This is a genomic window from Microbacterium sp. PA5 (assembly GCF_049860775.1).
In the GTDB taxonomy this organism is placed as follows: Bacteria; Actinomycetota; Actinomycetes; order Actinomycetales; family Microbacteriaceae; genus Microbacterium.
Genome location: NZ_CP187567.1, coordinates 694,175 through 718,106, shown reverse-complemented (window position 1 = coordinate 718,106; position 23,932 = coordinate 694,175). Strand labels below are relative to the sequence as shown.

At 71.9% G+C, this 23,932-nt stretch carries 21 protein-coding genes and 1 riboswitch; of the genes, 10 read left to right on the top strand and 11 right to left on the bottom strand.

The window, feature by feature from the left end; all coding sequences use genetic code 11:
- Window positions 1–41: 41 nt before the first annotated feature.
- Genes ACPWUT_RS03290 through ACPWUT_RS03265 form a run of 6 tightly spaced genes read right to left on the bottom strand, consistent with a single transcriptional unit; the run spans window position 42 to window position 9,149 of the window.
- Window positions 42–1,772, bottom strand: coding sequence for an FAD-dependent oxidoreductase (locus ACPWUT_RS03290; protein WP_425840602.1), 1,731 nt, complete (start codon window positions 1,770–1,772; stop codon window positions 42–44).
- Window positions 1,769–3,892 carry an alpha-galactosidase gene (locus tag ACPWUT_RS03285; RefSeq protein ID WP_425840599.1) on the bottom strand — a complete coding sequence of 708 codons (2,124 nt, stop codon included), beginning with the start codon at window positions 3,890–3,892 and terminating at the stop codon, window positions 1,769–1,771. Before ACPWUT_RS03285 ends, ACPWUT_RS03290 begins: the two co-directional genes overlap by 4 nt.
- 8 nt (window positions 3,893–3,900) lie before the next feature.
- Window positions 3,901–5,232: an ABC transporter substrate-binding protein gene (locus tag ACPWUT_RS03280; protein WP_425840596.1), complete on the bottom strand. Its 1,332-nt coding sequence runs from the start codon at window positions 5,230–5,232 to the stop codon at window positions 3,901–3,903.
- A gap of 52 nt (window positions 5,233–5,284) precedes the next feature.
- Complete coding sequence (locus ACPWUT_RS03275) at window positions 5,285–6,193, bottom strand: carbohydrate ABC transporter permease (protein ID WP_425840593.1); 909 nt, start codon at window positions 6,191–6,193, stop codon at window positions 5,285–5,287.
- Entirely contained in the window at window positions 6,190–7,113 is a 924-nt protein-coding gene (locus ACPWUT_RS03270; protein WP_284529685.1) for a carbohydrate ABC transporter permease, read from the bottom strand. The genes ACPWUT_RS03275 and ACPWUT_RS03270 overlap by 4 nt, the downstream gene beginning before the upstream one ends.
- The gene (locus tag ACPWUT_RS03265) at window positions 7,110–9,149 is read right to left on the bottom strand and encodes a beta-galactosidase (RefSeq protein ID WP_425840589.1); all 2,040 of its coding nucleotides are present in this window, start codon (window positions 9,147–9,149) and stop codon (window positions 7,110–7,112) included. Before ACPWUT_RS03265 ends, ACPWUT_RS03270 begins: the two co-directional genes overlap by 4 nt.
- 188 nt (window positions 9,150–9,337) lie before the next feature.
- Between ACPWUT_RS03265 and ACPWUT_RS03260 the strand changes: the two genes are divergently transcribed.
- Window positions 9,338–10,312 carry a LacI family DNA-binding transcriptional regulator gene (locus ACPWUT_RS03260; RefSeq protein ID WP_284529682.1) on the top strand — a complete coding sequence of 325 codons (975 nt, stop codon included), beginning with the start codon at window positions 9,338–9,340 and terminating at the stop codon, window positions 10,310–10,312.
- Here ACPWUT_RS03260 and ACPWUT_RS03255 read toward each other — a convergent pair.
- Window positions 10,290–11,201, bottom strand: a complete 912-nt coding sequence (locus tag ACPWUT_RS03255) for a helix-turn-helix domain-containing protein (protein WP_425840585.1) — start codon at window positions 11,199–11,201, stop codon at window positions 10,290–10,292. The two genes, ACPWUT_RS03260 and ACPWUT_RS03255, sit on opposite strands and share 23 nt — an antisense overlap.
- Window positions 11,202–11,293: 92 nt before the next feature.
- Here ACPWUT_RS03255 and ACPWUT_RS03250 point away from each other — a divergent pair, with 92 nt between their 5' ends.
- The 5 genes from ACPWUT_RS03250 (at window position 11,294) to ribH (ending at window position 15,954) form a co-directional block, all read left to right on the top strand.
- On the top strand, window positions 11,294–12,226 hold the full coding sequence (locus ACPWUT_RS03250) for a phytanoyl-CoA dioxygenase family protein (RefSeq protein ID WP_425840582.1): 933 nt from the start codon (window positions 11,294–11,296) through the stop codon (window positions 12,224–12,226).
- Window positions 12,227–12,302: 76 nt separating this feature from the next.
- Window positions 12,303–12,457: riboswitch (FMN riboswitch) on the top strand.
- Window positions 12,458–12,537: 80 nt separating this feature from the next.
- On the top strand, window positions 12,538–13,572 hold the full coding sequence (gene ribD / locus ACPWUT_RS03245; RefSeq protein WP_425840579.1) for a bifunctional diaminohydroxyphosphoribosylaminopyrimidine deaminase/5-amino-6-(5-phosphoribosylamino)uracil reductase RibD: 1,035 nt from the start codon (window positions 12,538–12,540) through the stop codon (window positions 13,570–13,572).
- On the top strand, window positions 13,572–14,213 hold the full coding sequence (locus ACPWUT_RS03240) for a riboflavin synthase (protein WP_284529677.1): 642 nt from the start codon (window positions 13,572–13,574) through the stop codon (window positions 14,211–14,213). The genes ribD and ACPWUT_RS03240 overlap by 1 nt, the downstream gene beginning before the upstream one ends.
- Window positions 14,210–15,484 carry a GTP cyclohydrolase II gene (gene ribA, locus ACPWUT_RS03235; RefSeq protein WP_284529676.1) on the top strand — a complete coding sequence of 425 codons (1,275 nt, stop codon included), beginning with the start codon at window positions 14,210–14,212 and terminating at the stop codon, window positions 15,482–15,484. The genes ACPWUT_RS03240 and ribA overlap by 4 nt, the downstream gene beginning before the upstream one ends.
- A complete protein-coding gene (ribH, locus tag ACPWUT_RS03230; RefSeq protein ID WP_284529675.1) occupies window positions 15,481–15,954 on the top strand; it encodes a 6,7-dimethyl-8-ribityllumazine synthase in 474 nt (157 codons plus the stop codon). The genes ribA and ribH overlap by 4 nt, the downstream gene beginning before the upstream one ends.
- A 31-nt stretch (window positions 15,955–15,985) precedes the next feature.
- On the opposite strand, the gene ACPWUT_RS03225 is transcribed toward ribH, so the two are convergent.
- A complete protein-coding gene (locus tag ACPWUT_RS03225) occupies window positions 15,986–16,801 on the bottom strand; it encodes a hypothetical protein (protein ID WP_425840574.1) in 816 nt (271 codons plus the stop codon).
- Window positions 16,802–16,861: 60 nt separating this feature from the next.
- Here ACPWUT_RS03225 and ACPWUT_RS03220 point away from each other — a divergent pair, with 60 nt between their 5' ends.
- Together ACPWUT_RS03220 and ACPWUT_RS03215 are read left to right on the top strand one after the other, a co-directional pair.
- Window positions 16,862–17,212, top strand: a complete 351-nt coding sequence (locus ACPWUT_RS03220; RefSeq protein WP_284529672.1) for a Fe-S protein — start codon at window positions 16,862–16,864, stop codon at window positions 17,210–17,212.
- Window positions 17,213–17,441: 229 nt separating this feature from the next.
- Window positions 17,442–18,884 carry an MFS transporter gene (locus ACPWUT_RS03215; RefSeq protein ID WP_284529670.1) on the top strand — a complete coding sequence of 481 codons (1,443 nt, stop codon included), beginning with the start codon at window positions 17,442–17,444 and terminating at the stop codon, window positions 18,882–18,884.
- 60 nt (window positions 18,885–18,944) lie between these two features.
- Here the strand turns inward: ACPWUT_RS03215 and ACPWUT_RS03210 are convergent, their stop codons facing one another.
- Genes ACPWUT_RS03210 through ACPWUT_RS03200 form a run of 3 tightly spaced genes read right to left on the bottom strand, consistent with a single transcriptional unit; the run spans window position 18,945 to window position 21,561 of the window.
- Complete coding sequence (locus ACPWUT_RS03210; protein ID WP_425840570.1) at window positions 18,945–19,763, bottom strand: ABC transporter permease; 819 nt, start codon at window positions 19,761–19,763, stop codon at window positions 18,945–18,947.
- Window positions 19,760–20,623 (bottom strand): ABC transporter permease, encoded by an 864-nt coding sequence (locus ACPWUT_RS03205; RefSeq protein WP_425840567.1) that lies wholly within the window; start codon window positions 20,621–20,623, stop codon window positions 19,760–19,762. The genes ACPWUT_RS03210 and ACPWUT_RS03205 overlap by 4 nt, the downstream gene beginning before the upstream one ends.
- Window positions 20,620–21,561: an ABC transporter ATP-binding protein gene (locus tag ACPWUT_RS03200; protein WP_284529667.1), complete on the bottom strand. Its 942-nt coding sequence runs from the start codon at window positions 21,559–21,561 to the stop codon at window positions 20,620–20,622. The genes ACPWUT_RS03205 and ACPWUT_RS03200 overlap by 4 nt, the downstream gene beginning before the upstream one ends.
- Window positions 21,562–21,689: 128 nt before the next feature.
- On the opposite strand from ACPWUT_RS03200, the gene ACPWUT_RS03195 reads away from it, so the two are divergent.
- Together ACPWUT_RS03195 and ACPWUT_RS03190 are read left to right on the top strand one after the other, a co-directional pair.
- Window positions 21,690–21,905, top strand: coding sequence for an AsnC family protein (locus ACPWUT_RS03195; protein WP_284529666.1), 216 nt, complete (start codon window positions 21,690–21,692; stop codon window positions 21,903–21,905).
- Between the two features lie 96 nt (window positions 21,906–22,001).
- Window positions 22,002–23,909 (top strand): ABC transporter ATP-binding protein, encoded by a 1,908-nt coding sequence (locus tag ACPWUT_RS03190; RefSeq protein ID WP_425840562.1) that lies wholly within the window; start codon window positions 22,002–22,004, stop codon window positions 23,907–23,909.
- The last annotated feature ends 23 nt before the right edge of the window (window positions 23,910–23,932 follow it).

The following is a 23,932-nucleotide window of genomic DNA, read 5'->3' as shown; positions in this document are numbered from 1 at the left end:
GATCGGGCGCGCGAACGCGCCGGCGCACGGATGCTGCCACGCTACCGCGTGACGCGGTCGGCCCGGTCGGAGGGCGACGGCTCGGCGGCGCGCACCGCCGCCAGAGCGCGCGCGACCTCTGCGGCCTGGCGCTCGGGATCCCATCCCAGCACCGGCGCGACCGCCTCCGCGATCTCGGCGGCCACCTCGGCCGAGGCCTGCCCGACGAAGGCGAGACTGGTGCGTCGCTGGAGGATGTCGTCGAGGTGGACCACCTGCTCGGTGCGCGCCAGGTGGCGCAGCTCGCCCGTGCTGTAGTCCGGGGCCGTCCGCAGCGGCCGGTCGTCCTCGCCCAGCGCCGCCACGACATCGGCCGCGACGGTGCCGTAGCGGTCGAGCAGGCGGATGGCACGCTCGGTGCCGACAGTCGCGGCGTAGGGGGCGACCCACTGGCGCCGTGCCCGCTCGGTCAGCGGGTAGCCGGCTCCGCCGCCGATCGGCAGCCCCTTCGTCGTCCGCCGTCGCGGCACCGAGAGGAGCTCCAGCACGCGATCGGCGAGGTGGGCCGCCGATGCCCGGAAGGTCGTCCACTTGCCGCCGACGAGGCTGAGGACGGCCGCGCCGGTCGATCCGCCGAGGCGCTGGACCTCGATGCGGTAATCGCGCGAGACGAACCCGGGCGCGAGGTCGCCGTGCCCGGGAAGCGGGCGCACGCCCGCGAACCGGTGGACGATCTGCGAGCGGTCCACGGCGATGCCGGGGAAGACGTGGCCGATGAGGTCGAAGAAGTAGTCGACCTCGGCCTCGGTGCACACGATCGGGTCGGCCATGTCGTGCTCGAGGTCGGTCGTGCCGACCAGCACCCGTCCCTTGAGCGGGTAGATCAGCACGATGCGCCCGTCGGAGTGCTCGAAGAACAGCTCCCGCCCGCCGGTCGCGGCGAGGAGCTCATCGTGGTCCAGGACGACGTGCGAGCCCTTCGTCCCGCCCATGTAGTGCGTGGGGTCGCCGAGTGCCAGGTTCGTGAGGTCGGTCCAGGGGCCGGAGGCGTTCACCACGACGGACGCGGTGAAGGCGAAGTCCTCGCCGTCCTCCCCGCGCACGACGACCTTGCCGTCGTCGGCTCCGACGGCGGCGGTGTAGTTGGCGGCACGCGCGCGGTCGCCGCCGGCGGCCACGCCGTCGCGCAGCACGTCGAGGGCGAGTCGCTCGGGGTCGTGCAGCGACGCGTCCCAGTACGTGGCCGTGTAGCGCACACCGGGGTTCAGCTGGGGCAGCTGCTCGAGCGACCGGCGACGGCCGTGGAAGGTGTGCCGCGGCACCCGGCTGCGTCCGAAGAGCCCGCCGCCGCCCGAGAAGGAGTCGTAGATCACGAGCCCGATCTTGATGAGCGCTGCGCCGCGCTCGCGGTGGGCGCCCCCGCCATGGCGGAGGAACCGCAGCGGCGCCGAGAGGATGCCGGAGAACGTCGAGTAGATGGGGATCGTCGTCTGCAGGGGGCGCACGTAGTGCGGTGCGATGCGGAGGAGGTCGTTGCGCTCGGTGACGGCTTCGTGGACGAGCCGGAACTCGCCGTTCTCGAGGTAGCGGATGCCGCCGTGGATCATGTGGCTGGACGCCGCCGACGCCCCGGACACGAAGTCGCCGCGCTCGACGAGGGCGACGTCGACGCCCTGGAGCGCCAGGTCGCGGAACGTCGCGAGGCCGTTGATCCCGCCGCCGATGATCAGCACATCCGCGTACGGGCGCGCCCGCAGCGCGGCGGTTCCGCCCGGTGCCTGTGTGGTGCTCATGATGCGTCCTTCCCCTGCGTCCAGGCTACGTCGCTCTCCCGTGGAAGGGCTGCGTGCCGCACCCGCAGCACGACGGCGCCGCCGGGTGCCAGCAGCGGCATCGCCAGGACGCCCTCCGCGAGGGCGGCGCCCGACAGCCGGGCACCGTGCGCGAACCACGGCGGGGCTGCGTCCTGGATCGCGGTGGTCTCCCCCAGCCCGACGACGTCGACCCGGTAGAACAGCGACGGATCGAGGCCGGGGACAGCCAGTGGGGGCACGATCGCCCCGCCGGGGCGGTCGAGGACGGCGTAGCTGAACACGCCCTCGTGGCCGTCCGCGCTCACGACGCCGTGGACCAGGACCCCGTCGGCGAGATCGGCGCGGACGACCCGGCCGGAGTGCAGCAGGGGGCGCAGCTCGCGATGCACCGCGATGCCCCGTCGCAGCCCGTCGCGCTCGGCGTCGGACAGCCGGGTGAGATCGGACTCGATCCCGGCGTGCAGGAAGAGCGCCGTCGCGAGGCGGAAGGACAGGTCGCTCACCCGACCCGTCGTGTGAGCGCGCGCGTCGCCCACGTGCGAGCCGAGGTGCTCGGGCGGGATCAGGATGCCCGTCCAGCGCTGGATGCCCTGGCGCTCGAGCGGGTCGTTCGTGTCGCTCGGCCAGAAGCGCTCGACGCGCCGCAGCATCTCGAGGTCGACGCGGCCGCCGCCCGACGCGCAGGACTCGATCTCGACGGCCGGATGCGCGGCGCGCAGCGCGTCGAGCAGCCGGTACAGCGCGCGCACCTGACGTCCTGTGCCGGGTGCGAGGAGATCGCGGTTGTGGTCCCATTTGAGGGCGGCGATGGGATAGCGCCGCAGGAGGGCGTCCACCCGGTCGTACACGTACGTCCAGGCATCGGGATGGTCCAGGTCGAGCACGTGCTGCCAGCGCCACGTCACGGCCGGCGGTGCGGTGAGCATCCACTCGGGGTGCGCGCGGGCCAGGTCGGAGTCCTCGCTCACCATCTCGGGCTCGATCCACAGCCCGAACTCCATGCCCGCCTCGTGGACGCGGGCGATGAGCGGGTCCAGGCCCTCGGGCCACTTGGTCTCGTCGACCTCCCAGTCCCCGAGCGCGCGCCGGTCGTCGGTGCGACCCCGGAACCAGCCGTCGTCGAGCACGAATCGCTCCACGCCGACCTCCGCCGCGCGGTCGACCAGCGGTGCGACCCGCTCCAGGGAGTGGTCGAAGTACAGCGCCTCCCACGTGTTGAGCGTGACCGGACGGGGCCTCAGCCCGCCCGCCCGCGACGGCCCGCCCGCCCACGACCGGATCCAGGGGTGGAAGCGGTCCGACAGCCCGTCGATGCCGGCGCCGGACCACGCCGCGACGAGGGTCGGCGACGTGTAGTGCTCGCCGGGGCCGAGCGTCAGATCGTCGAGGACCTCGCCCGCCGCGCACACCGTCGCCCCGAGCTCGGAGCGCTCGAGCCACAGTCGCTTGTCGCCGCTCCATGCGAGATGGAGCGCCCAGACCTCGCCGTCGCGGAAGCCGAAGCCGGACACCCCGGCGAGCAGCAGGAACGGATCGTCGTGTCCCCCGCGGCCGTGGCGCGTCTCGCGCAGCCACACGCCGACGCCCGGCTGCTGCCGCTGCGGCCGGCGCTCGGCCGCCCAGCGGCCGTGGAAGTCCAGGAGCTCGCGCGCCCGCCCGGGAAGCGGCAGGGCCAGGTCGGCCGCACCGAGGCGCACCGGGGCGTCGCCGTCGTTGCGCACGGTGTGCGCGACGAGCAGCACCCCCTCGTCGGTGAGCTCCCAGCGGGTGTCCACGTGCAGGTCGCCCCAGGACGTGGTCGTCCGCAGCTCCCGCTCGGCGCGCCGGCTGCCGGTGAGGGTGCCGGGTCCGCGCACGCCGTCGGCGGAGAGCACGGGACGCCCCGTCCACCCGTCGGCGAGGGCCGGCAGCACGGAGACGCGCAGCGGCGCATCCACGGAGCTCGGCGCGACGGCGGGCACGGCGGCGTCGGCCAGTTCGATCAGATCGGCGTCGGTGAGCGGGCCCAGGTCACGTCCCCAGTGGAGGACGGCGGGCGCCGCCGCGCCGCGGGTGTCGAGGATGAACCCGACGCCCGCGGCGCGGAGGTGATGGATCACGCTGGTCCTTACTCCGCCACGGGGATCGACTGGGCCTTCAGCGCCGCGATCGTCGAGGTCTGACCGGCGGCCAGGGCATCAGCGAGCGTACCCGAGCCCGAGACGGCGTTCTTGAACCCGTCCGAGACGTCGGCGTAGGTCTGGGTCATGGTGGGACCCCAGACGAAGTCGGGGCTCACCTGTCCCGCGGCCTCCGCGAAGACCTCGTAGATCTTCTGGCCGCCGTAGAACTCCACACCCTCCTGGAGGGCCGGCAGCTCCAGGCCCGCCGTGGTCGCCGGGTAGATCGCGGCCGTCGTGTTGAGCGAGGTCAGCGCCTCCTCGGACGTGTTGAGCCACAGCGCGAACTTCGCCGCCTCGTAGAGGTGGTCGGTACCGGAGAAGACGGCGATCGACGAGCCGCCCCAGTTTCCGGCGGTCGACTCGCCCGCGTTCCACTGCGGGGCCTGCGCGACCGACCAGGATCCCGCCGTGTCGGGTGCGCCGCTGGCGATGGAGTTGGCGCCCCACACTGCGGAGTTCCAGGTCCAGACCTCACCCGAGTTGTACGCGTTGTTCCACTCGTCGGTCCACGCCGGGTAGGTCGACACCAGGTCGTTCTCGATGAGGTCCTGCCAGTAGTCGGCGACCGTCGTCGACTCCGCTCCGGTGAGCTCGACCGTCCAGGCCTCGCCGTCGTTGGCGAACCACTGACCGCCGGCCTGCCAGACGAACCCGGCGAACTGGTTGATGTCGGTCTGCGAGAAGTTCGTGATGTACCCGCCGAGCTCGCGGATCTTCTCCGCCGCGGACTTGTACTCCTCCCACGTGGTCGGCACGGGGATGTCGTTCTCCTCGAACAGATCGCTGCGGTAGAACAGCGCCATGGGTCCGGAGTCCTGCGGGATGCCGTAGACCTCGTCGTCGGTGCCGAGGGTCACCTGCCCCCAGGTCCAGTCGACGAACTGATCCTCCGCGGCGACGACGTCGGCGCACGCGCCCAGATCTTCGAGGCCGTCCTGCACCCGGAAGTTCGGGAGGGCGTCGTACTCGATCTGGCCGAGGTCGGGCGCGTTGCCGGCCTCGAGCTGGTTGAAGAAGTTCTGGTAGGTGCCGGCGTTGCCCGAGGGCCCGGTCTGGACCTCGACCTGGATGTCGGGGTTGGCCTCGTTCCAGATCTCGACGGCATCCTCGATGCCGGGGATCCAGGACGTGAACGTGAGCGTGACGTCGCCCCCGGACGGCTCGCAGGCGCCGGCGGCGTCGCCGGTGTCGCCTTCGCCGCCCGAGGAGCAGGCCGCGAGTGTGAGGGCCAGGGTGGCGGCAGCCGCCACACCGGCGGCTCTCTTCATGTGTCGCATGATCTCTCTTTCTTGGTGGGACGTGCAGGGTTTCCGGCTGGTACCGGCCGGGTCAGGACTTCAGCGCGCCGGCGCCCAGACCCGAGCGCCAGTACCGCTGAAGAAGCAGGAAAGTGATGATGAGCGGGACGATCGACAGCAGCGCGCCGATCAGCACGAAGGTGCGCAGCTCGGGGAACTGGTTGATGGTCGAGTTCCACGCGTAGAGCCCGTACGTCACCGGGAACAGCTCGTCGCTGCGCAGCATGATGAGCGGCAGGAAGAAGTTGTTCCAGATGCCGACGAACTGGAAGAGGAACACCGTGATGAGGGCGGGGACCATCAGGCGGATCGAGACGGTGAAGAAGGTGCGGATCTCGCCCGAGCCGTCGATCCGGCTCGCCTCGAGCAGCTCGTCCGGCACGCTGGCCTCGGCGAACACGCGGGCGAGGTAGACGCCGAAGGGACTCACGACGCTCGGGAGGAACACCGCCCAGAAGGTGTTGGTGAGCTGCACCTGGCTGAAGAGCAGGAACAGCGGGAGGGCCAGGGCGGTCGCCGGCACCAGCACGCCGCCGAGCACGACGTTGAAGATCAGCTCCCGGCCCGGGAAGCGGTACTTCGCCAGCGCGTAGCCGCACATGCCGGCCAGGAGGGTGGCCACCAGCGCCCCGCCGCCGGCGTAGCCGAGGCTGTTGAGGATCCAGCGCAGGTAGACGCCGTCGTCGTACGAGAGCAGCGCGGTCAGGTTCTCGCCGAAGGCGAGATCGGCGAACCACAGCGGATTGGTCGAGAACAGGTCTCCCCGGCTCTTGGTGGAGGCCACCAGGAGCCACCAGACGGGCACCAGGAAGTAGAGGGTGAAGACCCCCATGATGAGCATCGCGGCCGTGCGCGAGAACGGGTTCTCCTTCGGCCGGCGGGGGCGCGCGACACGCGGGGCACGCCGTGCGGGGACGGTGAGTTCGGCTGTGCGGCTCATGCGTCTGCCTTCCGTCGGGTGATGCGCAGGAACGTGAACGACAGCGCGAAGGTCGCCAGGGCGAGCACGACCGAGAACGCCGCCGCGAGGCTGACGTTCGGGATCGCCGAGGTCGCGTAGATCGTCATGTTGGGCGTGTACGTGCTGGTGACGGCCGAGCTGAAGGAGCGGAAGACCTGCGGCTCGGCGAGGAGCTGGAGGGTTCCGATGATCGAGAGGATGGCGGTGAGCACGAGCGAGGAGCGCACCATCGGGATCTTGATCGACCACGCGATCCTGAACTGACCGGCGCCGTCGAGCCGCGCGGCCTCGTACATGTCCGTGGGGATCGCCAGCAGCGCCGAGTAGATGATCAGCATGTTGTAGCCGACGAACACCCACGTGACGACGTTGGCGATCGCCCACAGCACGAGGTCGGCGGAGAGGAAGTCGACCGAGCCGGTGAGCACCGCGAACGGCGAGAGGTTCGGCGAGTACAGGAAGCCCCACATGATGGCCGCGATGACGCCGGGAACGGCGTAGGGGACGAAGAACGCCAGCCGGAAGAACCGCTTGCCGCGCAGGAGCGGGGAGTCCAGCAGCAGGGCGAACACCAGTGCGAGGCCCAGCATGACCGGCACCTGCACGATGCCGAAGAGCAGGACCCGGCCCACGGACGACCAGAAGGGCTCGCTCTGGAAGACGAGGGCGTACTGGGCGAGTCCGCCGAACACCTCGCGCGCCTCGCCGAAGGTGCCCTCGCGCTCGACGACCATCAGCGACTTGCCGATCGCGTAGCCGATCGGGATCAGGTAGAAGATCACGAACAGCGCCGCGAAGGGGACGACGAAGAACGCGATCGCGGACTTGTGGTGCACCCGCGCGCGTCGCGACGCCCGTCGCGTGCGCTCGGTCGTGAGCAGTGCCTCGGTGGCGGTCATCGCACAGCATCCTCTCGGATCACTCGGACGGCGCCGGCGGGAACGCGCAGCTCCCCCGTCGCCGCGGCGCCCGTGAGGAGTTCACGGCCGCGGACAGGGACCACCGCGTCGGCGGCGGTGTGGTTGATGATGAAGCGGTAGCTGCGGTCCCCGCCGACCCGCCGGATGACGTCGACGCCCGGTCGGGCACCGTCCAGCCGCGCGGCGCCGGCGCCGGCGAGGACCTCGTCGACGATGCGGGCCAGCCCGGACGCATCGGGGAAGGTCGCGAGGTACCAGGCATCGCCCGCGCCCGCGGCACCGGGGCGCCGGGTGAGGGCCGGCGCGCCGTCGGCGGGGCCGCCGTCGAACCGGTCGCGCACCTCGCAGTCGACCGCGACGACGCGCTCCGTCCACAGCGAGGCGAGCGCTCCCGACGCGAGGCGCACCGCGTCGCCGGGCAGGACCGGTGCGAACTCCTCGACGCGCAGACCGAGCAGGTCGCGCCAGACGCCCGGGTACCCGCCCGGACGGACGCGGTCCTGCTCGTCGACGATGCCGCTGTAGAAGGTGACGAGGACGTGGGAGCCCGCGCGGACCGCGTCGTCGACGAGAGCCGCGTGAGCGTCGCGCACCAGATGGAGGCCGGGCACGACGACGAGCCGGTATCCGTCGAGCGGCGTCCCCGGCGCGAGCACGTCGACCGTGGCGCCGGCCTCGCGGAGCGCCCGGTGCGTCGCCCACACCTGGTCGAGGTAGGCGACCGACTCGCTCGGGCGGTTCTCGGCGTCGAAGGCCCACCAGGCCTCCCAGCTGAACAGGAGCGCGACGTCGCCGCGCACGCGCGTTCCCGCGACCTCGCCCAGCCGGCCCAGAGCGTCGCCGAGCTCCTGCACCTCGCGCCAGAGACGGGAGTCGGTGCCGGCGTGCGGGACGAGCGCCGAGTGGAACTTCTCGGATCCTTGGAGCGAGGCGCGCCACTGGAAGAAGCACACCGAGTCGGCGCCGCGGGCCACGTGCGCCAGCGAGTCGCGGAGCATCTGGCCGGGGAGCTTGGCCAGGTTGTGGGGCTGCCAGTTGACGGAGCCGGTGGCGTGCTCCATCAGCATCCAGGGGTCGCCGCCGGCGAGACCGCGCGTGAGGTCTGCGGCGAAGGCGAGCTCGGAGGTCGGGTCGTCGAGGCGGTGATCGAGGTAGTGGTCGTTGGCGATCACGTCGACCTCGGGCGCCCACTGCCAGTAGTCGAGCTCGCGGATGTGCGCGGTGACCATGAAGTTCGTGGTCACCGGCACCTCGCTGTGCCGACGGATGATCTCGCGCTCGGCGACGAGGTGGGACCTCAGCTCGTCGGAGCTGAACCGCGAGAAGTCGAGCACCTGCGAGGGGTTGCGGGTGGAGAGGGTGCGGCGGGGCGTGCCGATCTCGTCCCAGGCGGTGTAGCGCTGCGACCAGAAGCTCGTGCCCCAGGCCCGGTTCAGCTCGTCGATCGAGCCGTAGCGACGGCGCAGCCAGCCGCGGAACGCCGCAGCGCTCTCCTCGCAGTAGCAGTGCGCGTTGTGGCAGCCCAGTTCGTTCGACACGTGCCAGAGCGCGAGCGCCGGATGCCTGCCGTAGCGCTCGGCGACGGCGCGGGTGAGCTCCAGCGCGGCCGCGCGGAACACCGGCGAGCTCGGGCACCAGGCCTGCCTGCCGCCGGGGAAGCGCCGGGTGCCGTCGTCGGCCATCGGCAGGATCTCGGGGTGACGCGTCGTGAGCCACGGCGGCGGCGAGGCCGTGCCCGTCCCGAGGTTCACGCGGATGCCGTTCTCGTGGAGCAGCCCGATGATCTCGTCCAGGCGCGAGAAGTCGAAGGAGCCGTCGGGCCCCTGCAGATCCGACCAGCCGAAGACGTTGATCGCGACCAGCGAGATCCCGGTCTGCCGCATGAGGGCGACGTCCTCGCGCCAGACGGCGCTGTCCCACTGCTCGGGGTTGTAGTCGCAGCCGAAGTCGACCCCGCGGTGCTCGTAGCGCGGCTTCGTCGAGGAGCGCTCGAGATCGACCACAGCGATGTTCACGACATTCCCCCATCGGCGTCTTCGGCGATATGTGCACGTGCACAGATTCGGAGAGCGAAGTTCGGCTCTGAGCTTCTGTGAACGTACACAGAATGACAGCGACGAACGGCCGTGTCAACCCCCGCGAGCGCTAAGGTGGGGGCGTGTCGGCCAACGGACCGCGACCGCGGCGAGCAACAGTCCACGACGTGGCTGTCGTCGCGGGCGTCTCGCGCGGCACGATCAGCCGCTACGTGAACGGCGACCCGTACGTCTCGGCGAGTGCGCGCGAAGCGATCGAGGCGGCGATCGCCCAGGTGGGCTACGTGCCGAACACCGCCGCCCGGCATCTCGTGATGCAGCGCACCGAGTCGATCGCCTTCATCGTCCACGAACCGCACTCCCTGTTCGTCGACGACCCCAACATCGGCGGCATCCTCCTGGGCGCCAACGCCGCGCTCTCCGACGCCGATCACCAGATGGCGGTGCTCATCGTCGACTCCGAGCGCGACACCGACCGCGTCGCGCGCTACCTGTCGGGCGGCGCGGTCGACGGCGCGATCATCGTGTCGGCACGCGCCAACGACCCCGTCGGACGCGTGGTGGAGCGGCTGAAGCTGCCGGCGGCGTTCGTCGGGCATCCCCCCGGCGCGACCTCGGCGGCCTTCGTCGTCATCGACAACCGCGGGTCGGCCCGCACGATCACCGAGCGGCTGCTGGCCACCGGGCGCCGGCGGGTGGGCATGATCGCCGCCGCCCTCGACCGCGACTCCGGGTCCGAGCGGCTGGCCGGGTTCACCGACGCCCTCGGCGCGCGCTTCGATCCCGATCTGGTCGAGCCCGTGCCGCTCTACTCCTACTCCTCCGGTCGCACGGCGATGGAAGCCCTCCTCCGCCGCCACCCCGAGATCGACGGCGTCTTCGCCGCCTCCGACGCGGTCGCCGCGGGGGCGATGGAAGCCCTGCGCGCGGCCGGCCGGAGCGTGCCGGGGGATGTCGGGGTGGTCGGCTTCGACGACAGCGCCTGGGCGGGACGCACCCTCCCCCCGCTGTCGACGGTGCGTCAGCCCGCCGAGGACCTCGGGCGTCACGCCGCGGCGCTCGTGCTCGGTCAGCTGCGCGGGGAGAGCCCTCCCCGCGAGGTGCTCCTCGAGTGCGAGGTCATCTGGCGCGAGTCGGCGTGAGGGCGCCCGTGCGCGCCTCGCCGAGGCCGGCGGGCCCCGCCTCGCGCAGTCGCCGGCGGTAGGCCCCCGGCGACTCGCCGCACATCCGCCCGAAGCGGTCGTAGAACTGGCTCAGCGAGCGGAACCCCGCGGCGAAGCCGACGTCGGGCACCGGGAGCTCGGTCGACAGCAGCAGCTGCTGCGCGTGCGCGACGCGGCACTGGGCCAGGTACTCGCCCACGGTGATGCCCACCGCGCGCCGGAAGAGGGTCATCGCGTACTGCGGATGCAGGTGGACGTGCGCCGCGACATCGGCGACGGTGACGTCGTGGCGGGCGTGCTCCGAGAGGTAGGCGATCATCGCGCCGGCGTGACCGGTCGCCGGTCGGGGCGCGTCGCCGACCGCGTCGCCGTCCTCGCCGTCCACCGTCCACGCCCACCGCGAGGCCGCCGCCTCGATCTCCATGAGGGCGACGCGCCGCGAGACCTCGGCGTGCGGACCGGCGTCGTGCAGTTCCCGCTGCCAGCGCCCCACGCGCTCGGCCCACTCCTCGGCGGCGCCGGCCGAGAGCGGGAGGTGGGTGCGCGTCGTGAGCACCTCGCCGTGCACGAGGCGCCGGACCACCTCGCCCGGCAGCCCCCACGCCAGGGCGCGGGCGAGCGGGATCGTCACCCACGCCTGACGGCCGGCCCCCGACGACGCGTCCAGCCGGTGCGGACGCGCCGCCCAGAACAGCGACACCGATCCGGCAGGGAGCACGTGCGTCCGCCCGTCGATGACGTAGGTGAGGTCCACGTCGGCGACGTTCACCTCGATGTCGTCGTGACGGTGCGCGCGCACCATCGGCTGGACGGGCCCGCGCCAGCAGTCGATCCCGAAGGTGTGCCGGTCGACGTCGTGCGCACTCATGATCCCGGAATTCTTGCACGTATGGGCGGAAGAATCACGGGATACGCGTCCGTAGCGTGAGAGAACACCCGCCATCCGACCTCTGGAGCATCATGGCCGCCTCGACCCTCACCGCACCCCGGACCCGCGACTACCACCTCACCGCCGCGCAGATCGAGCAGTTCGACCGCGACGGATACCTCGTCCTCAAGAACCGGATCCCCGCCGAGCTGCTCGCACGCCTGCAGGACGCCGCCGACGCGTGGATCCGCGACGGACGCGCGGTCGCCGCCGACGATCCCGCCCGCGCCGACTACCAGTTCGCGCACCGCGGCGGCGCCTCCCGCCTGTTCCGGGTCGACTACCTGCACGGCAAGGGGCAGCCCGCGTCGCTGGAACTGCTCGGGAGCCCGGCGGTGCTCGGCATCGCCGAGAGCCTCGCCGGCGCCGACGCGGTCCCCACGTATGAGTCACTCGTCTTCAAGGACGCCGGCGACGGGGCGCCGATCGACTGGCACCAGGACGCCGTGCACCCTCGCACGCGGCGGATCTTCAACGTCGACGTCTACCTCGACGCCTCGCGCATCGGCGAGGGCGCCCTGCGGGTCGCTCCCGGATCCCACCGGGCGCCGGTGGACGTCTGCCAGCTCCAGGACGAGTACGGGTGGGACGCGCCGGGGGTGGTGCAGGTCGAGCTCGACCCGGGCGACGTCCTCGTCCACGACGTGATGATCGTCCACGGGAGTGAAGCCGTCCAGGGCAACCGCCTGCGCCGCACGATCTACTACGAGTTCCGCTCGGCCGCGCAGATCCTCGCCGAGGGCCCGTGGGATGCGGAGTGGATCGATCGCCGGCTGCGCCTGATCCCGGTCGCCCTCCGCGAGCACGCCCGCCGCAACCCCGCTGCGGAGGCCTTCGCCTGGAACATCCCGGCCGACCTCGCTCCGCGCGCGGCGGGCGACGACGAGGCGGAGCTGCGGATCGCGCACGGCGTGCACTCCCCCGGCTCGTACTGCAGCGCCGGCAGCGTCCCCTTCTCGTCCTGACGATCGGGGCCCGTCGACGTCCTGGCGGCCCGGGGAATGAAACGTCCCGTCGCGCGTTGAGTAAGCTCGGAAGCAGAAGTGCTCCGGGGTCGGTGGGAATCCGAACCGGCGGTGACAGTCCGCGAGCCCGCGTTTCGGCGGGGGTTGATCCGGTGGAAATCCGGGACCGACGGTGATGCGACGGTGTTCTGAGAAGAGCATCTGCGCTAGTCCGGATGGGAGGAGGCACAGGCGGTGTCGCGCACGCGCGCATCCGCCCGGGCGTCGCCCGTCCCCGGAGTCCGAACGATGGACCCGACGAAGGACGCAGGATGGCCGCCACCGACCGCGAGATCGCCGCGATGCGGCGCGCTCTGGCGCTCGCGCTCCACGGTCCCCGCGGGCTGAACCCGCAGGTGGGCGCCGTCCTCCTCTCCCCCGACGGCGAGGTGATCGCCGAGGGCTGGCATCGCGGCGCCGGGACCCCCCACGCCGAGGTCGACGCCCTGTCGAAGCTCGCTCCGGGCGGAGCCCGCGGGGCGACCGCTGTCGTGACGCTCGAGCCCTGCAACCACACCGGACGCACCGGGCCGTGCTCCGAGGCCCTCATCGCGGCGGGCGTCGCGCGGGTCGTCTACGCGGTCGACGACCCGGGCGCGCACTCCTCGGGAGGCGGCCGGCGTCTGCGCGAGGCCGGCGTCGACGTCGAAGCGGGAGTGCTCGCCGCAGAGGGGCGGGCCCTGCTCGACAGCTGGCTCACCGTCCAGCGTCTGGGACGCCCGCTCGTCACGCTGAAGTGGGCGCAGTCCCTCGACGGCCGCGCCGCCGCCGACGACGGCACCAGCCAGTGGATCACGGGCCCCGAGGCGCGCGCCGACGTCCACCGCCGCCGCAGCGAGGCGGACGCCATCCTCGTGGGCACCGGCACGCTGCTGGCCGACGACCCCGCCCTCACGGCGCGCCGGCCCGACGGGTCGCTCTTCGACGCGCAGCCGCGTCCCGTGGTCGTCGGCACCCGCGCCGTGCCGCAGGACGCGCAGGTGCGGCGTCACCCGCGCCCGTTCATGCAGGACGAGGGGGACGATCTCCCCGACCTCCTGAGCCGCCTCCGCGAGCTCGGTGCGCACCGCGTGTTCGTCGAGGGAGGCCCGACGCTGGCCAGCGCCTTCCTCCGCGAGGGCCTCGTCGACGAGGTCCTCGTCTACCTCGCCCCGACGCTGATCGGCGGCAGCAGGCTCGCCGTCGGCGACATCGGCGTCGGCACGATCGACGCCCAGCGGCGACTGGACCTCTCATCCGTCGAACGGCTCGGCCGCGATCTCCTCATGATCGCGCGCCCTCTCACCACCTCCGAGGAGATCTCCTGATGTTCACCGGCATCATCGAAGAACGCGGCACGATCACCGCCGTCGAGCCGTCGGGCGACGGCGTGCGACTCACGGTCCACGCTCCGCTGGCGGTCTCCGACGCGCAGCGCGGCGACTCGATCTCGGTCAGCGGCGTGTGCCTGACGGTGACCGAGCAGGGCCCGGACTGGTTCACCGCCGACGTGATGAAGCAGACCCTCGACATGTCCTCGCTGGGCGGCTTCGCCGTCGGCACCGAGGTCAACCTCGAGCGCGCGCTGGCCGCTCACGCCCGTCTGGGCGGCCACATCGTCCAGGGCCACGTCGACGGCACGGGCGAGGTGCAGGAGGTGCGCCCGGGAGACCAGTGGCGGGTCATCCGCGTCTCGCTGCCCGCGGACCTCGCGCCGCTCGTCGTCGACAAGGGATCGATCAGCCTCGAGGGCGTCTCGCTCACCGTGTCGGCCGTGTCGTCCGCCGATGGCGCGGACACCGGGCACTGGTTCGAGGTGTCGCTGATCCCCGAGACGCTCGACAAGACCACGCTCGGCGCCCTCGCCCCCGGCGCGCGCGTGAACCTCGAGACCGACATCCTGGCGCGCCACGTGCAGCGCCTCCTCGCCTTCCACCCCGACCAGATCGAAGAAGGAGGCTCCCGATGAGCCTTGCCACCATCCCCGACGCGCTGGACGCCCTGCGCGCGGGACGCCCCGTCATCGTCGCCGACGATGAGAACCGCGAGAACGAGGGCGACATCATCCTGTCGGCCGAGCTGGCCACGCCCGAGTGGCTCGCGTGGACGATCCGCTGGTCCAGCGGCTTCCTCTGCGCCCCCATGCCGGCCGACTGGGCCGACCGCCTCGACCTCCCGCCGATGGTCGCGGTCAACGAGGACAGCCGCGGCACCGCCTACACGGTCAGCGTGGACGCGGCCGACCGCGTCTCGACGGGCATCAGCGCCGCCGACCGCTCGCACACCCTGAACGTGCTCGCCGATCCCGCATCGACGCCGGCATCGGTGATCCGCCCCGGGCACATCCTGCCGCTGCGCGCCGTCGACGGCGGCGTCCGCGAGCGCGCCGGACACACCGAGGCCGCGGTCGAGCTCATGAGGCTCGCCGGGCTGCAGCCGGTCGGCGCGATCGGCGAGGTCGTCGCCGAGGACGGCAGCATGATGCGTCTTCCCGGTCTTCTCGAGCTCGGCGAGCGCGAGGGCGTCCCGGTCATCACGATCGAGCAGCTCATCGCCCACCTCGACGGCACCAGCACCGCGGGGGCCGCGGCGGAGAAGGGCCCCCGTCGCCGCGTGAGCCTGCGCGCCGAGGCGAAGGTGCCCACCTCGCACGGCTCGTTCCGCTTCCTCGCCTACAAGGACCGCGTCACGGGGACCGACCACATCGCCGTCGTGTCGGGCGACCTGTCCGACGGCGCGGCGCTCGTGCGCGTGCACTCCGAGTGCCTGACGGGTGAGGCGTTCGGCTCGCTGAAGTGCGAGTGCGGACCGCAGCTGGACGCCGCGCTCGACGCGATCGAGCAGGACGGCGGCGTCGTCATCTACATGCGCGGCCACGAGGGCCGGGGCATCGGACTCATCAACAAGCTGCGCGCCTACAGCCTGCAGGAGCGCGGACTCGACACCGTCGACGCCAACCTGGCCCTCGGCCTGCCCGCCGACGCGCGCGACTACGCGGCCGCCGCCGGCATCCTCGCCGACCTCGGCATCGAGCGCGTGCGCCTGCTGACCAACAACACCGACAAGGTCAACCAGCTGCGCGGACTCGGGCTCGACATCGTCGAGCAGGTGCCGCTGCTGGTCGGCGTCGGCCCGAACAACCACCAGTACCTGGCCACGAAGGCCGAGCGCATGGGGCACATCATCGACGGCACCGCCCTCGACAACGCCCTGGCAGGATCCCAGGAGGAGCACGCATGAGCGGACACGGCGCACCCCGGGTCGACCGCATCGACGGCACGGGCCTGCGGGTCGTGGTCGTCGCCGGCACCTGGCACGACACGATCACCGACGGCCTCATCGCCGGCGCCGAGCGCGTGCTGGACGCCGCCGGCGCATCCTGGCGCCTCGTGCGGGTGCCCGGCTCGTTCGAGCTGCCGGTCGCGAGCAAGGTCGCGCTGGACGCCGGCGCCGATGCGGTCGTCGCGCTCGGTGTGATCATCCGCGGCGGTACGCCCCACTTCGAGTACGTCTCGTCGGCGGCGACCGACGGGCTGACGCGGGTCGCGCTCGAGACGGGCAAGCCCGTCGGCTTCGGGGTGCTCACCCTCGACGACGAGCAGCAGGGCCTGGATCGTGCAGGCCTGGCGGGCTCGAAGGAGGACAAGGGCGCCGAGGCGGCCGACGCCGCCCTGCGCACCGCGCTGCTGCTGCGGGAGCTGCGCGGCTGACGCCCGCCCGCGTGCGTGCGAAGCTCCGGCCTCAGCTCGCGGGACGCGCGGGAGGCTCCTCCCAGCCGCGCACGGCGTGGAAGACCGCCGACTTGGGATACCGCCCCGCGGGCGGCGCGACCTCGAACACGTCGAGCATCAGGAACAGCGGGTAGTCCGGCGCCTGCGGCACGACCCGCACCACGACCCCCTCGCAGCCGACGATCGTCTCGCCGTCGCCCCAGATGACGGTCCAGGTGTGCCGGCGGCCCGCGTCGACGGGCACGGAGACCGCGGCCATGTCCGTCGTGAGCCCGCCGTCGCCGTGCGCTTTGATCCCGACGCGGGCGCGCGTGCTCCCGACACGGTCGCCCGCGCCGATCGCCTCGGCGTCGATCTCGAAGACGCAGATCTCCCCCGCCTCGGCAGGCGTGCGGTGCTCGGTGCCGATGAGCCACGCCGCCGTCATGCACCCGAGGTCGCGGCTCGCGCTGACCTCGATCTCCACCCGCCCGGCCGACGGGGCGAACAGGAGCCGCGTCGGGACCGGCGTGCGCACCGTCACGCCGTCCGGGCGATGGCGGTGCGTGCCGACGTCCGAGCCGAGCGGGCCGGAGAACATGCCCGTCTGCAGGTTCGACACCCGCAGCGGCGCATCCTCGGGCCGCCAGTCCGGCTGATCCGCCTCGATGCGCAGCTCGATCCCCCGGGCCACCGCTCGGCAGCGCGCCGCCGAGCGCTCCGGAGTGGTCCACTGCGGCAGGTAGTGCGCGACCCACCGGTCCTCCGACAGCGGCCCCGCGAAGTCGTCGGCGAAGTCCGCCGCGCGGTCGGGCGGGGGCGGGAGCGGATCACCGGGAGAGAGCATCACCCCAGTGTGACGGCCCCGTCCGACATGTTCGCCTCAACCTTCAGTTAGACTGAGAGCATGGAGATCCTGCGCCACGCCGTCGTCCTCGTCCACCTCGTCGGATTCGCCGTGCTCTTCGGCGCCTGGGTGGTGGAGGCCGCCGGCCAGCGGCGCATCACCCGCCTGCAGCACCTCGGCCTCGCGATCGCCGCCGTCGCCGGGCTCGCGCTGGCCGCGCCGTGGGGCATCGAGTACGACCTCAACTACATCAAGATCGGCACCAAGCTCGTCGTGCTCCTCGTGATCGGCGCGCTCCTGGGCATCGGCGCGGGGCGTCAGCGCAAGGCGGGGAGCGTGCCCCCGGCGATCTTCTGGGGCATCGGCCTGCTGACGCTCCTCAACGCCGGCATCGCCGTGCTCTGGCGCTGACCGTCCGTCGCACAGACACCACCGCCCGTCGCATCAGCGGCGGGCGGTTCGTCGTGTGCGCCGCCGCGGGGCGGGCACCCGCTTAGGCTGACCCGTTGTCCGTCGGCGATCCGCCGGCCGTCACCGACATCCCGAGCCGCCCCGCGCACCACCCCGCGCGCCGCGCGACCCGCCCCCGGCTCGTCCCACGAGGACCGCGCATCTCGTTCCGCGTCAGTTCAGGTTCCTCATGTCACACACCGCCTCCCCGACCGCTCCCGCCAACCCCCGCTCGCGCGTCATCACCGCGAGCCTCGTCGGCACCACGATCGAGTTCTACGACTTCTACGTCTACGCGACCGCGGCCGTCCTCGTCTTCCCGATCCTCTTCTTCCCGACCGGCGACGACACGACCGCCCTCCTCTCCTCCTTCGCCGTCTTCGGTGCGGCCATGGTCGCCCGACCGATCGGCGCGGTGGTCTTCGGCCACTTCGGCGACCGCTTCGGCCGCAAGGCGACGCTCGTGGCGTCGCTTCTCACCATGGGCATCGCCACCTTCCTCATCGGGTGCCTCCCCACCTACGACAACATCGGGTGGTGGGCGGCCCTGCTGCTGCTGATCCTGCGTCTCTTCCAGGGCTTCGCGCTCGGCGGCGAATGGTCCGGGGCCGCCCTCGTGGCCACCGAGAACGCTCCGAAGGGCAAGCGGGCCTGGTACGGCACCTTCCCGCAGCTCGGCGCACCGATCGGCTTCATCATCGCCAACACGGTCTTCCTCGTCATCAACTTCGCCCTGCCGCACCCCGACGGTCCGGCGCAGCGCTCCGAGGCGTTCCTGGAGTGGGGCTGGCGCGTGCCGTTCCTGTTCTCGGCGGTCATGGTGATCGTCGGCCTGTGGGTGCGCCTGAAGCTCGTCGAGTCCGAGACGTTCGCGCGGGCCGAGCAGAGCGGCGCGATCCGCAAGTTCCCGCTCGGCGAGGTCATCCGGGGCCACTGGCGTCAGCTCATCCTCGGCACGTTCATCATGCTCGCCACCTACGTGCTCTTCTACCTCATGACGAGCTTCACGCTGTCGTACGGCACGAAGGCGACCCTCGAGGGAGCCGAGGCCGCCGCCGAGGCGGCCGGCACGCCGTTCGACGCCGCCACGTACGTCGCCGGCCTCGGGTTCGGATACACCGACTTCGTGATCATGCAGATCATCGGCGTCGTGTTCTTCGGCATCTTCACGCTGCTGTCGGGCCCGGTCGCCGACGCGATCGGCCGCCGGAAGCTCCTCCTGTGGATCACCGCCGGCATCGGCGTCTTCGGCCTGCTCTTCAACGTCTTCCTGCTGCCGCAGCTCGACCCGAAGTTCAGCGGCGCGCTCGTGCAGGCGTTCCTCATCTTCGGCTTCATGCTCATGGGCGCGACCTTCGGCCCGATGGGCGCCATCCTCCCCGAGCTGTTCCCGACGAACGTCCGCTACACCGGCTCGGCGATCTCGTACAACGTCTCGTCGATCCTCGGCGCGGCGCTCGCGCCGATCGTCGCGGTGGCGCTGTGGGCGGCGGCCGACGGGCAGCCCTGGCTGGTGGGCGTCTACCTCTCGGGCTCCGCCGTGCTGACCTTCGTCGCCCTGTGGCTGTCGAAGGAGACGAAGGACGTCGAGTACGAGACCAACATCGGCCTCGGCGAGACCGCGTCGCTCTGACGACGCGCCTGCTGCGCGAAGAGCCCCGGGACCTCGCGGTTCCGGGGCTCTTCGCGATCCTCAGTCGAGGAAGAGGGCGCGCAGCCGCTTCGTCGTGAAGACGAGGCCGACCGCGATCATGACGACGTAGTAGAGCACGTGCCACAGCATGCCCGCGCTCAGGATGCCGGTCGTGAGCCCGCGGATGAGCTCCACGCCGTGCCACAGCGGCAGGGCCATCACGATCTGCTGCACCCAGCCCGGATACACCGAGATGGGGTAGAACGTGGCCGAGAAGAGGAACATCGGCAGCAGCACGAAGTTGATCCAGTCCATGTGCTGGAAGGTCTTCATGTAGCTCGTGATCGCCATGCCGACGCTGGCGAAGCCGAAGGCGATGAGCAGCACCGCCGGCAGCGCCAGCACCGCCGTCCAGGCGAGGTTCAGCCCCATCACCTGCATGACGATCATGAACCCCGTCGCGTAGAGCAGGCCGCGCAGGAGCGCGTAGAGGATCTCGCCGAGGGCGACGTCGAGCGGGCCGAGCGAGGTCGAGAGCATGCCCTCGTAGAGCTTGCCGTAGTTGAGCTTGAAGAAGACGTTCCACGTCGAGTCGTAGATCGCGCCGTTCATCGCCGACACGGCCAGCAGCGCCGGGGCGATGAAGGCCGCGTACTCGACCGTGACGCCCTGCGAGGTCTGCACGTCGCCGATGAGAGCGCCGAGACCGATGCCCATCGACAGCAGGTAGAACACCGGCTCGAAGAAGCCCGACAGCACGATGATCCAGCTCGAGGACCGCGCGGCGATGAGCCCGCGCTGCACCACCGCGCCGGGGTTGCCCGCCCACAGGGCGCGGACCCCGCCGCGGCGGACGGAGGTGTCGACGACGGCCGTCATTTCGCGAGCCTCTCGATGAAGATGCGGCGACCCCAGAGGTACCCGAGGACCGTCAGCACGACCAGGTAGCCGACATGGAACACGACCTCGCCCGCGCCGACCGACTCGCCGTAGGTCGCGATGCGGCCGAGCTCGGCGCCGTGCCACAGCGGCGAGATCCAGCCGATCCACTGGAGCCACACCGGCAGCGTGTCGAGCGGGTAGAACGTGCCCGAGAACAGGAACATCGGCATGAAGAGGAAGCGCTGCACCAGCGCGAACTGGCCCTTGTCGTCTTCGATCGACCCCGCGTAGGCCATGAGGGGCACGCCGAACGCGAGGCCCGCGGCGACGCCCGCGGGGATGGCGAGCCAGCCCGTGGCCGGGGAGGGCACCGTCTCCACGAAGAGGTCGAAGATCCACAGGAACAGGTAGTAGGCGCCCACGGCGACGAACATGCGCGCCGCAGCGCCGGCGATCACGCCGTGCGCGATCTGCGGGCTCGCCAGCGGCGAGGCGTTGAAGCCGTAGAAGTACCGCCGCCACTTGAACCCCGCCATGACCGGGTAGGTCATCTCCTCCGACGCCACGGCGATCGCCGCGGTCACCAGCAGCGCCGGGGCGACGAAGACGAGGTAGTCCACCTCGTGCCCGCGGTCGATGACCGGGACCTGGATGAGTGCCGCGAGCCCCACGGCCAGGCCGAGGAGGTACATGATCGGCTGCCCGAGGGCGCCGACGATGATCGTCCAGCCGTACGCGCGCATCGCGCGGACCATGTGCTCGGTGACGTACCAGCTGCCGAACCGCCGGGGCCTGCTGCCCCACTCCATCGCCTCGGCGCGCAGCTCGTCGAGGGTGGGATGCGTCGTGGTGCTCATTCGATCAGCGACCGTCCGGTGAGGCGCAGGAAGACGTCCTCCAGGCTGGAGCGGCGCACGAGGCTCGTGATCGGGTGGAGGCCGGCGGCGGTCACGCGCTCGAGCGCCGCCTCACCGTCGCCCGCGTAGATCAGCACCCGGTCGGGCAGCACCTCGACCCGGTCGCCGATCCCCTGCAGCTGCGCGGCGACCTGCTCGTTGCGGTCGGAGCCGAAGCGCACCTCGAGCACCTCGCGGCTGGAGTGCTCGCGGATGAGGGAGGACGGGGTTCCCTCCGCCATGATGCGGCCCTTGTCGACGACGATGAGACGATCGCACAGCTGCTCGGCCTCGTCCATGTAGTGCGTGGTCAGCACGAGCGTCGTGCCGCGCTCCTTGAGGCGGAAGAGGCGGTCCCACAGGACGTGCCGCGCCTGCGGGTCGAGACCGGTCGTCGGCTCGTCCAGGAGCAGGATGCGCGGGTCGTTGATGAGCCCGCGCGCGATCGTGAGCCGGCGCTTCATGCCGCCGGAGAGCTGGTCGACCTTGTTCTTGGCCTTGTCCTCGAGCTGGGCGAACGCCAGCAGCTCGTCGGCCTTCTGATGGCAGACCTTTCCGGGCAGTCCGAAGTAGCGACCGTAGATGTAGAGGTTCTCGCGCGCGTTGAGCTCGCCGTCGAGGTTGTCCTGCTGCGGGACGACACCGAGCCGCGAGCGGATCTCGGGACCGTAGCGGTCGGGGTCCAGGCCCAGGATCTCGAGGTCGCCGGAGGTGCGGGTCGACACGGCGCCGATCATCTTCATGGTCGTGGACTTGCCGGCGCCGTTGGGCCCGAGGAGGCCGAACGACTCCCCCGGCGCCACCTCGAAGCTCAGTCCGTCGACGGCGAGGAAGTCGGGCTTGCCTTTGACCTTGTAGGCCTTGACGAGGTTCTGGGCGGAGATCACGGGCTGGGGCACCGCACCACACTATCCGTCGCCTCGGACACCGCCGGACGTCGAGGATCCGCCGCAGTCCGTCAGCGTGTGTTGACGGCGGTCGGTTCGTCAACTATCGTTGACACCCCGCGCAGACGAGAGGCTTCCGCATGAGCAGCGACGACATCCGCACCCTGATCGGATCGGCGCCCGACCGCGAGCCCATCGCCGAGCTGCACCGCCTCGCCGAGGTGCGTCGCGAGGTCGCCCGCTCCGAGGAGGCGCAGGTGCGCCGGGCGCGCAACCTCGGCTACTCCTGGCAGGCGATCGCCGGCGCGCTCGGGGTGAGCAAGCAGGCCGCGCACCGCCGCTTCGGACGACGCTGACCCGCGCGGCGCGGACACCCGCCGAACGGAGGGAAGATAGAACACACGGGCAGCGTCGCCCCGGATCACCCGCATCTCCTCTGAGGACGCACCTCCATGTCATCTGCCACGCGTGGCCGCCGCCGCCCCTCCGCCGACGACGGCCCCCGGGCGAGCCTCCGCCAGCTCCTGCCCTTCCTCCTCGAGCACACGCGCGTCCTCGTCGTCGTCGCGGTGCTGAGCATCGTCGGCGCCGTCGTCACCCTGGCCCAGCCGCTGCTGGTGGGACAGGTCATCGAGCGCGTGCAGGCCGGCGAGACCCTCGGCATCCTGGTCTGGGTCATCGTCGCCCTCGTCGTCGTCGCCTCGGTCGTCGCCGGATACCAGCACTACCTGCTGCAGCGCACCGGCACCGCGGTCGTGTACTCCAGCCGCCGCAAGCTCATCTCCCGCATCCTGCACCTGCCGATCGGCGAGTTCGACGCCCGTCGCACCGGGGACCTCGTCTCGCGCGTGGGCACCGACACGACGCTCCTCTACGCCGTGCTGACGCAGGGACTCGCGGATGCGGTGGGGAACGCGCTCATCTTCGTCGGGGCCATCGTGGCGATGGCGCTCATCGACCCGGTGCTGCTCATCGCGATCGCGGTCGTCCTCGGGCTGGCGCTGACGGCCGTGGTTCTTCTGAGCGGACGCATCCGCACCGCCACGCGCCAGCAGCAGGAGAAGGTCGGCGAGCTCGCCTCGGGCGTGGAGCGCGCGATCGGGTCGATCCGCACCGTGCGCGCCGCGGGCGCGACGGCCCGCGAGTCCGCCGACGTGACCGCCCGCGCCACCGAGGTGTACGGCATCGGCGTGCGCATCGCGAAGGTGTCGGCGCTCGTCGTGCCCGTGGCGGGGGTGGCGCTGCAGGCGTCGCTGCTGGTCGTGCTCGGCTTCGGGGGCTTCCGCGTCGCCGACGGGGCGATAACGATCGCGCAGCTGGTGACCTTCGTCATGTTCCTCTTCCTGCTGATCGGTCCCCTGGGCACCCTGTTCGGGGCGATCACGTCGGTGAACCAGGCGCTCGGAGCCTTGGGGCGCATCCAGGAGGTGCTCGACCTGCCGCGCGAGACCGACGACGACGAGCGCGTCGCGGCCGCCCTCACCGCCGACACCGGCGCGATCGGCGCCGGCGCCGACACGGACGCGGGAGCGGTGCCCGCGATCGAGTTCCGGGACGTGCGCTTCGCCTATCCCGCCGCGGTCGTCGCCGCGCGCCGGACGGCGGAGGACGCCGCGCGACGCGCCCTCACGGATGCCCACGTCGACCCGGCGACGGTGGAGGTCGCGCCGGTGGCCGAGGGTGAGGTGCTGCGCGGGGTGTCCTTCTCGGTGCCGCGCGGGGCCCGCGTCGCCCTCGTCGGACCCTCCGGCGCGGGGAAGTCCACGACGCTCGCGCTCATCGAGCGGTTCTACGACCCCACCGCCGGCGCGATCCTGCTCGACGGCGTGGACGTCCGCGCGATCGACCGCGACCGCCTGCGCGCCCAGCTCGGCTACGTCGAGCAGGACGCGCCCACGCTCGCCGGGACGATCGCCGACAATCTGCGGCTGGCCTCGCCGGGCGCGAGCGACGAGGACTGCGAGCGGGTGCTGCGCGCCGTGAACCTCGGCGGCGTGCTGGAGCGCGATCCGCTCGGGCTGGACGCCCCGGTCGGCGAGGCCGGGGTGATGCTCTCCGGCGGCGAGCGTCAGCGCCTGGCGATCGCCCGGGCGCTGCTGGCCGCCCCTCCCATCCTTCTCCTCGACGAGTCCACGTCGTCGCTGGACGGACTCAACGAGCAGCGCATGCGCGAGGCGATCGACGCGGTCGCGAGCGGGCGGACGCTCGTCGTGATCGCGCACCGGCTGTCGACGGTGGTCGACAGCGACCTCATCGTCGTCCTCGACGGCGGCGAGGTGGTCGGGCAGGGCACCCACGCGGAGCTCGTGGCGACCGTGCCGCTGTACCGCGACCTGGCCGCCCACCAGCTGCTGACCTGACCGCCGCTCCCGCGCCCCGTGCG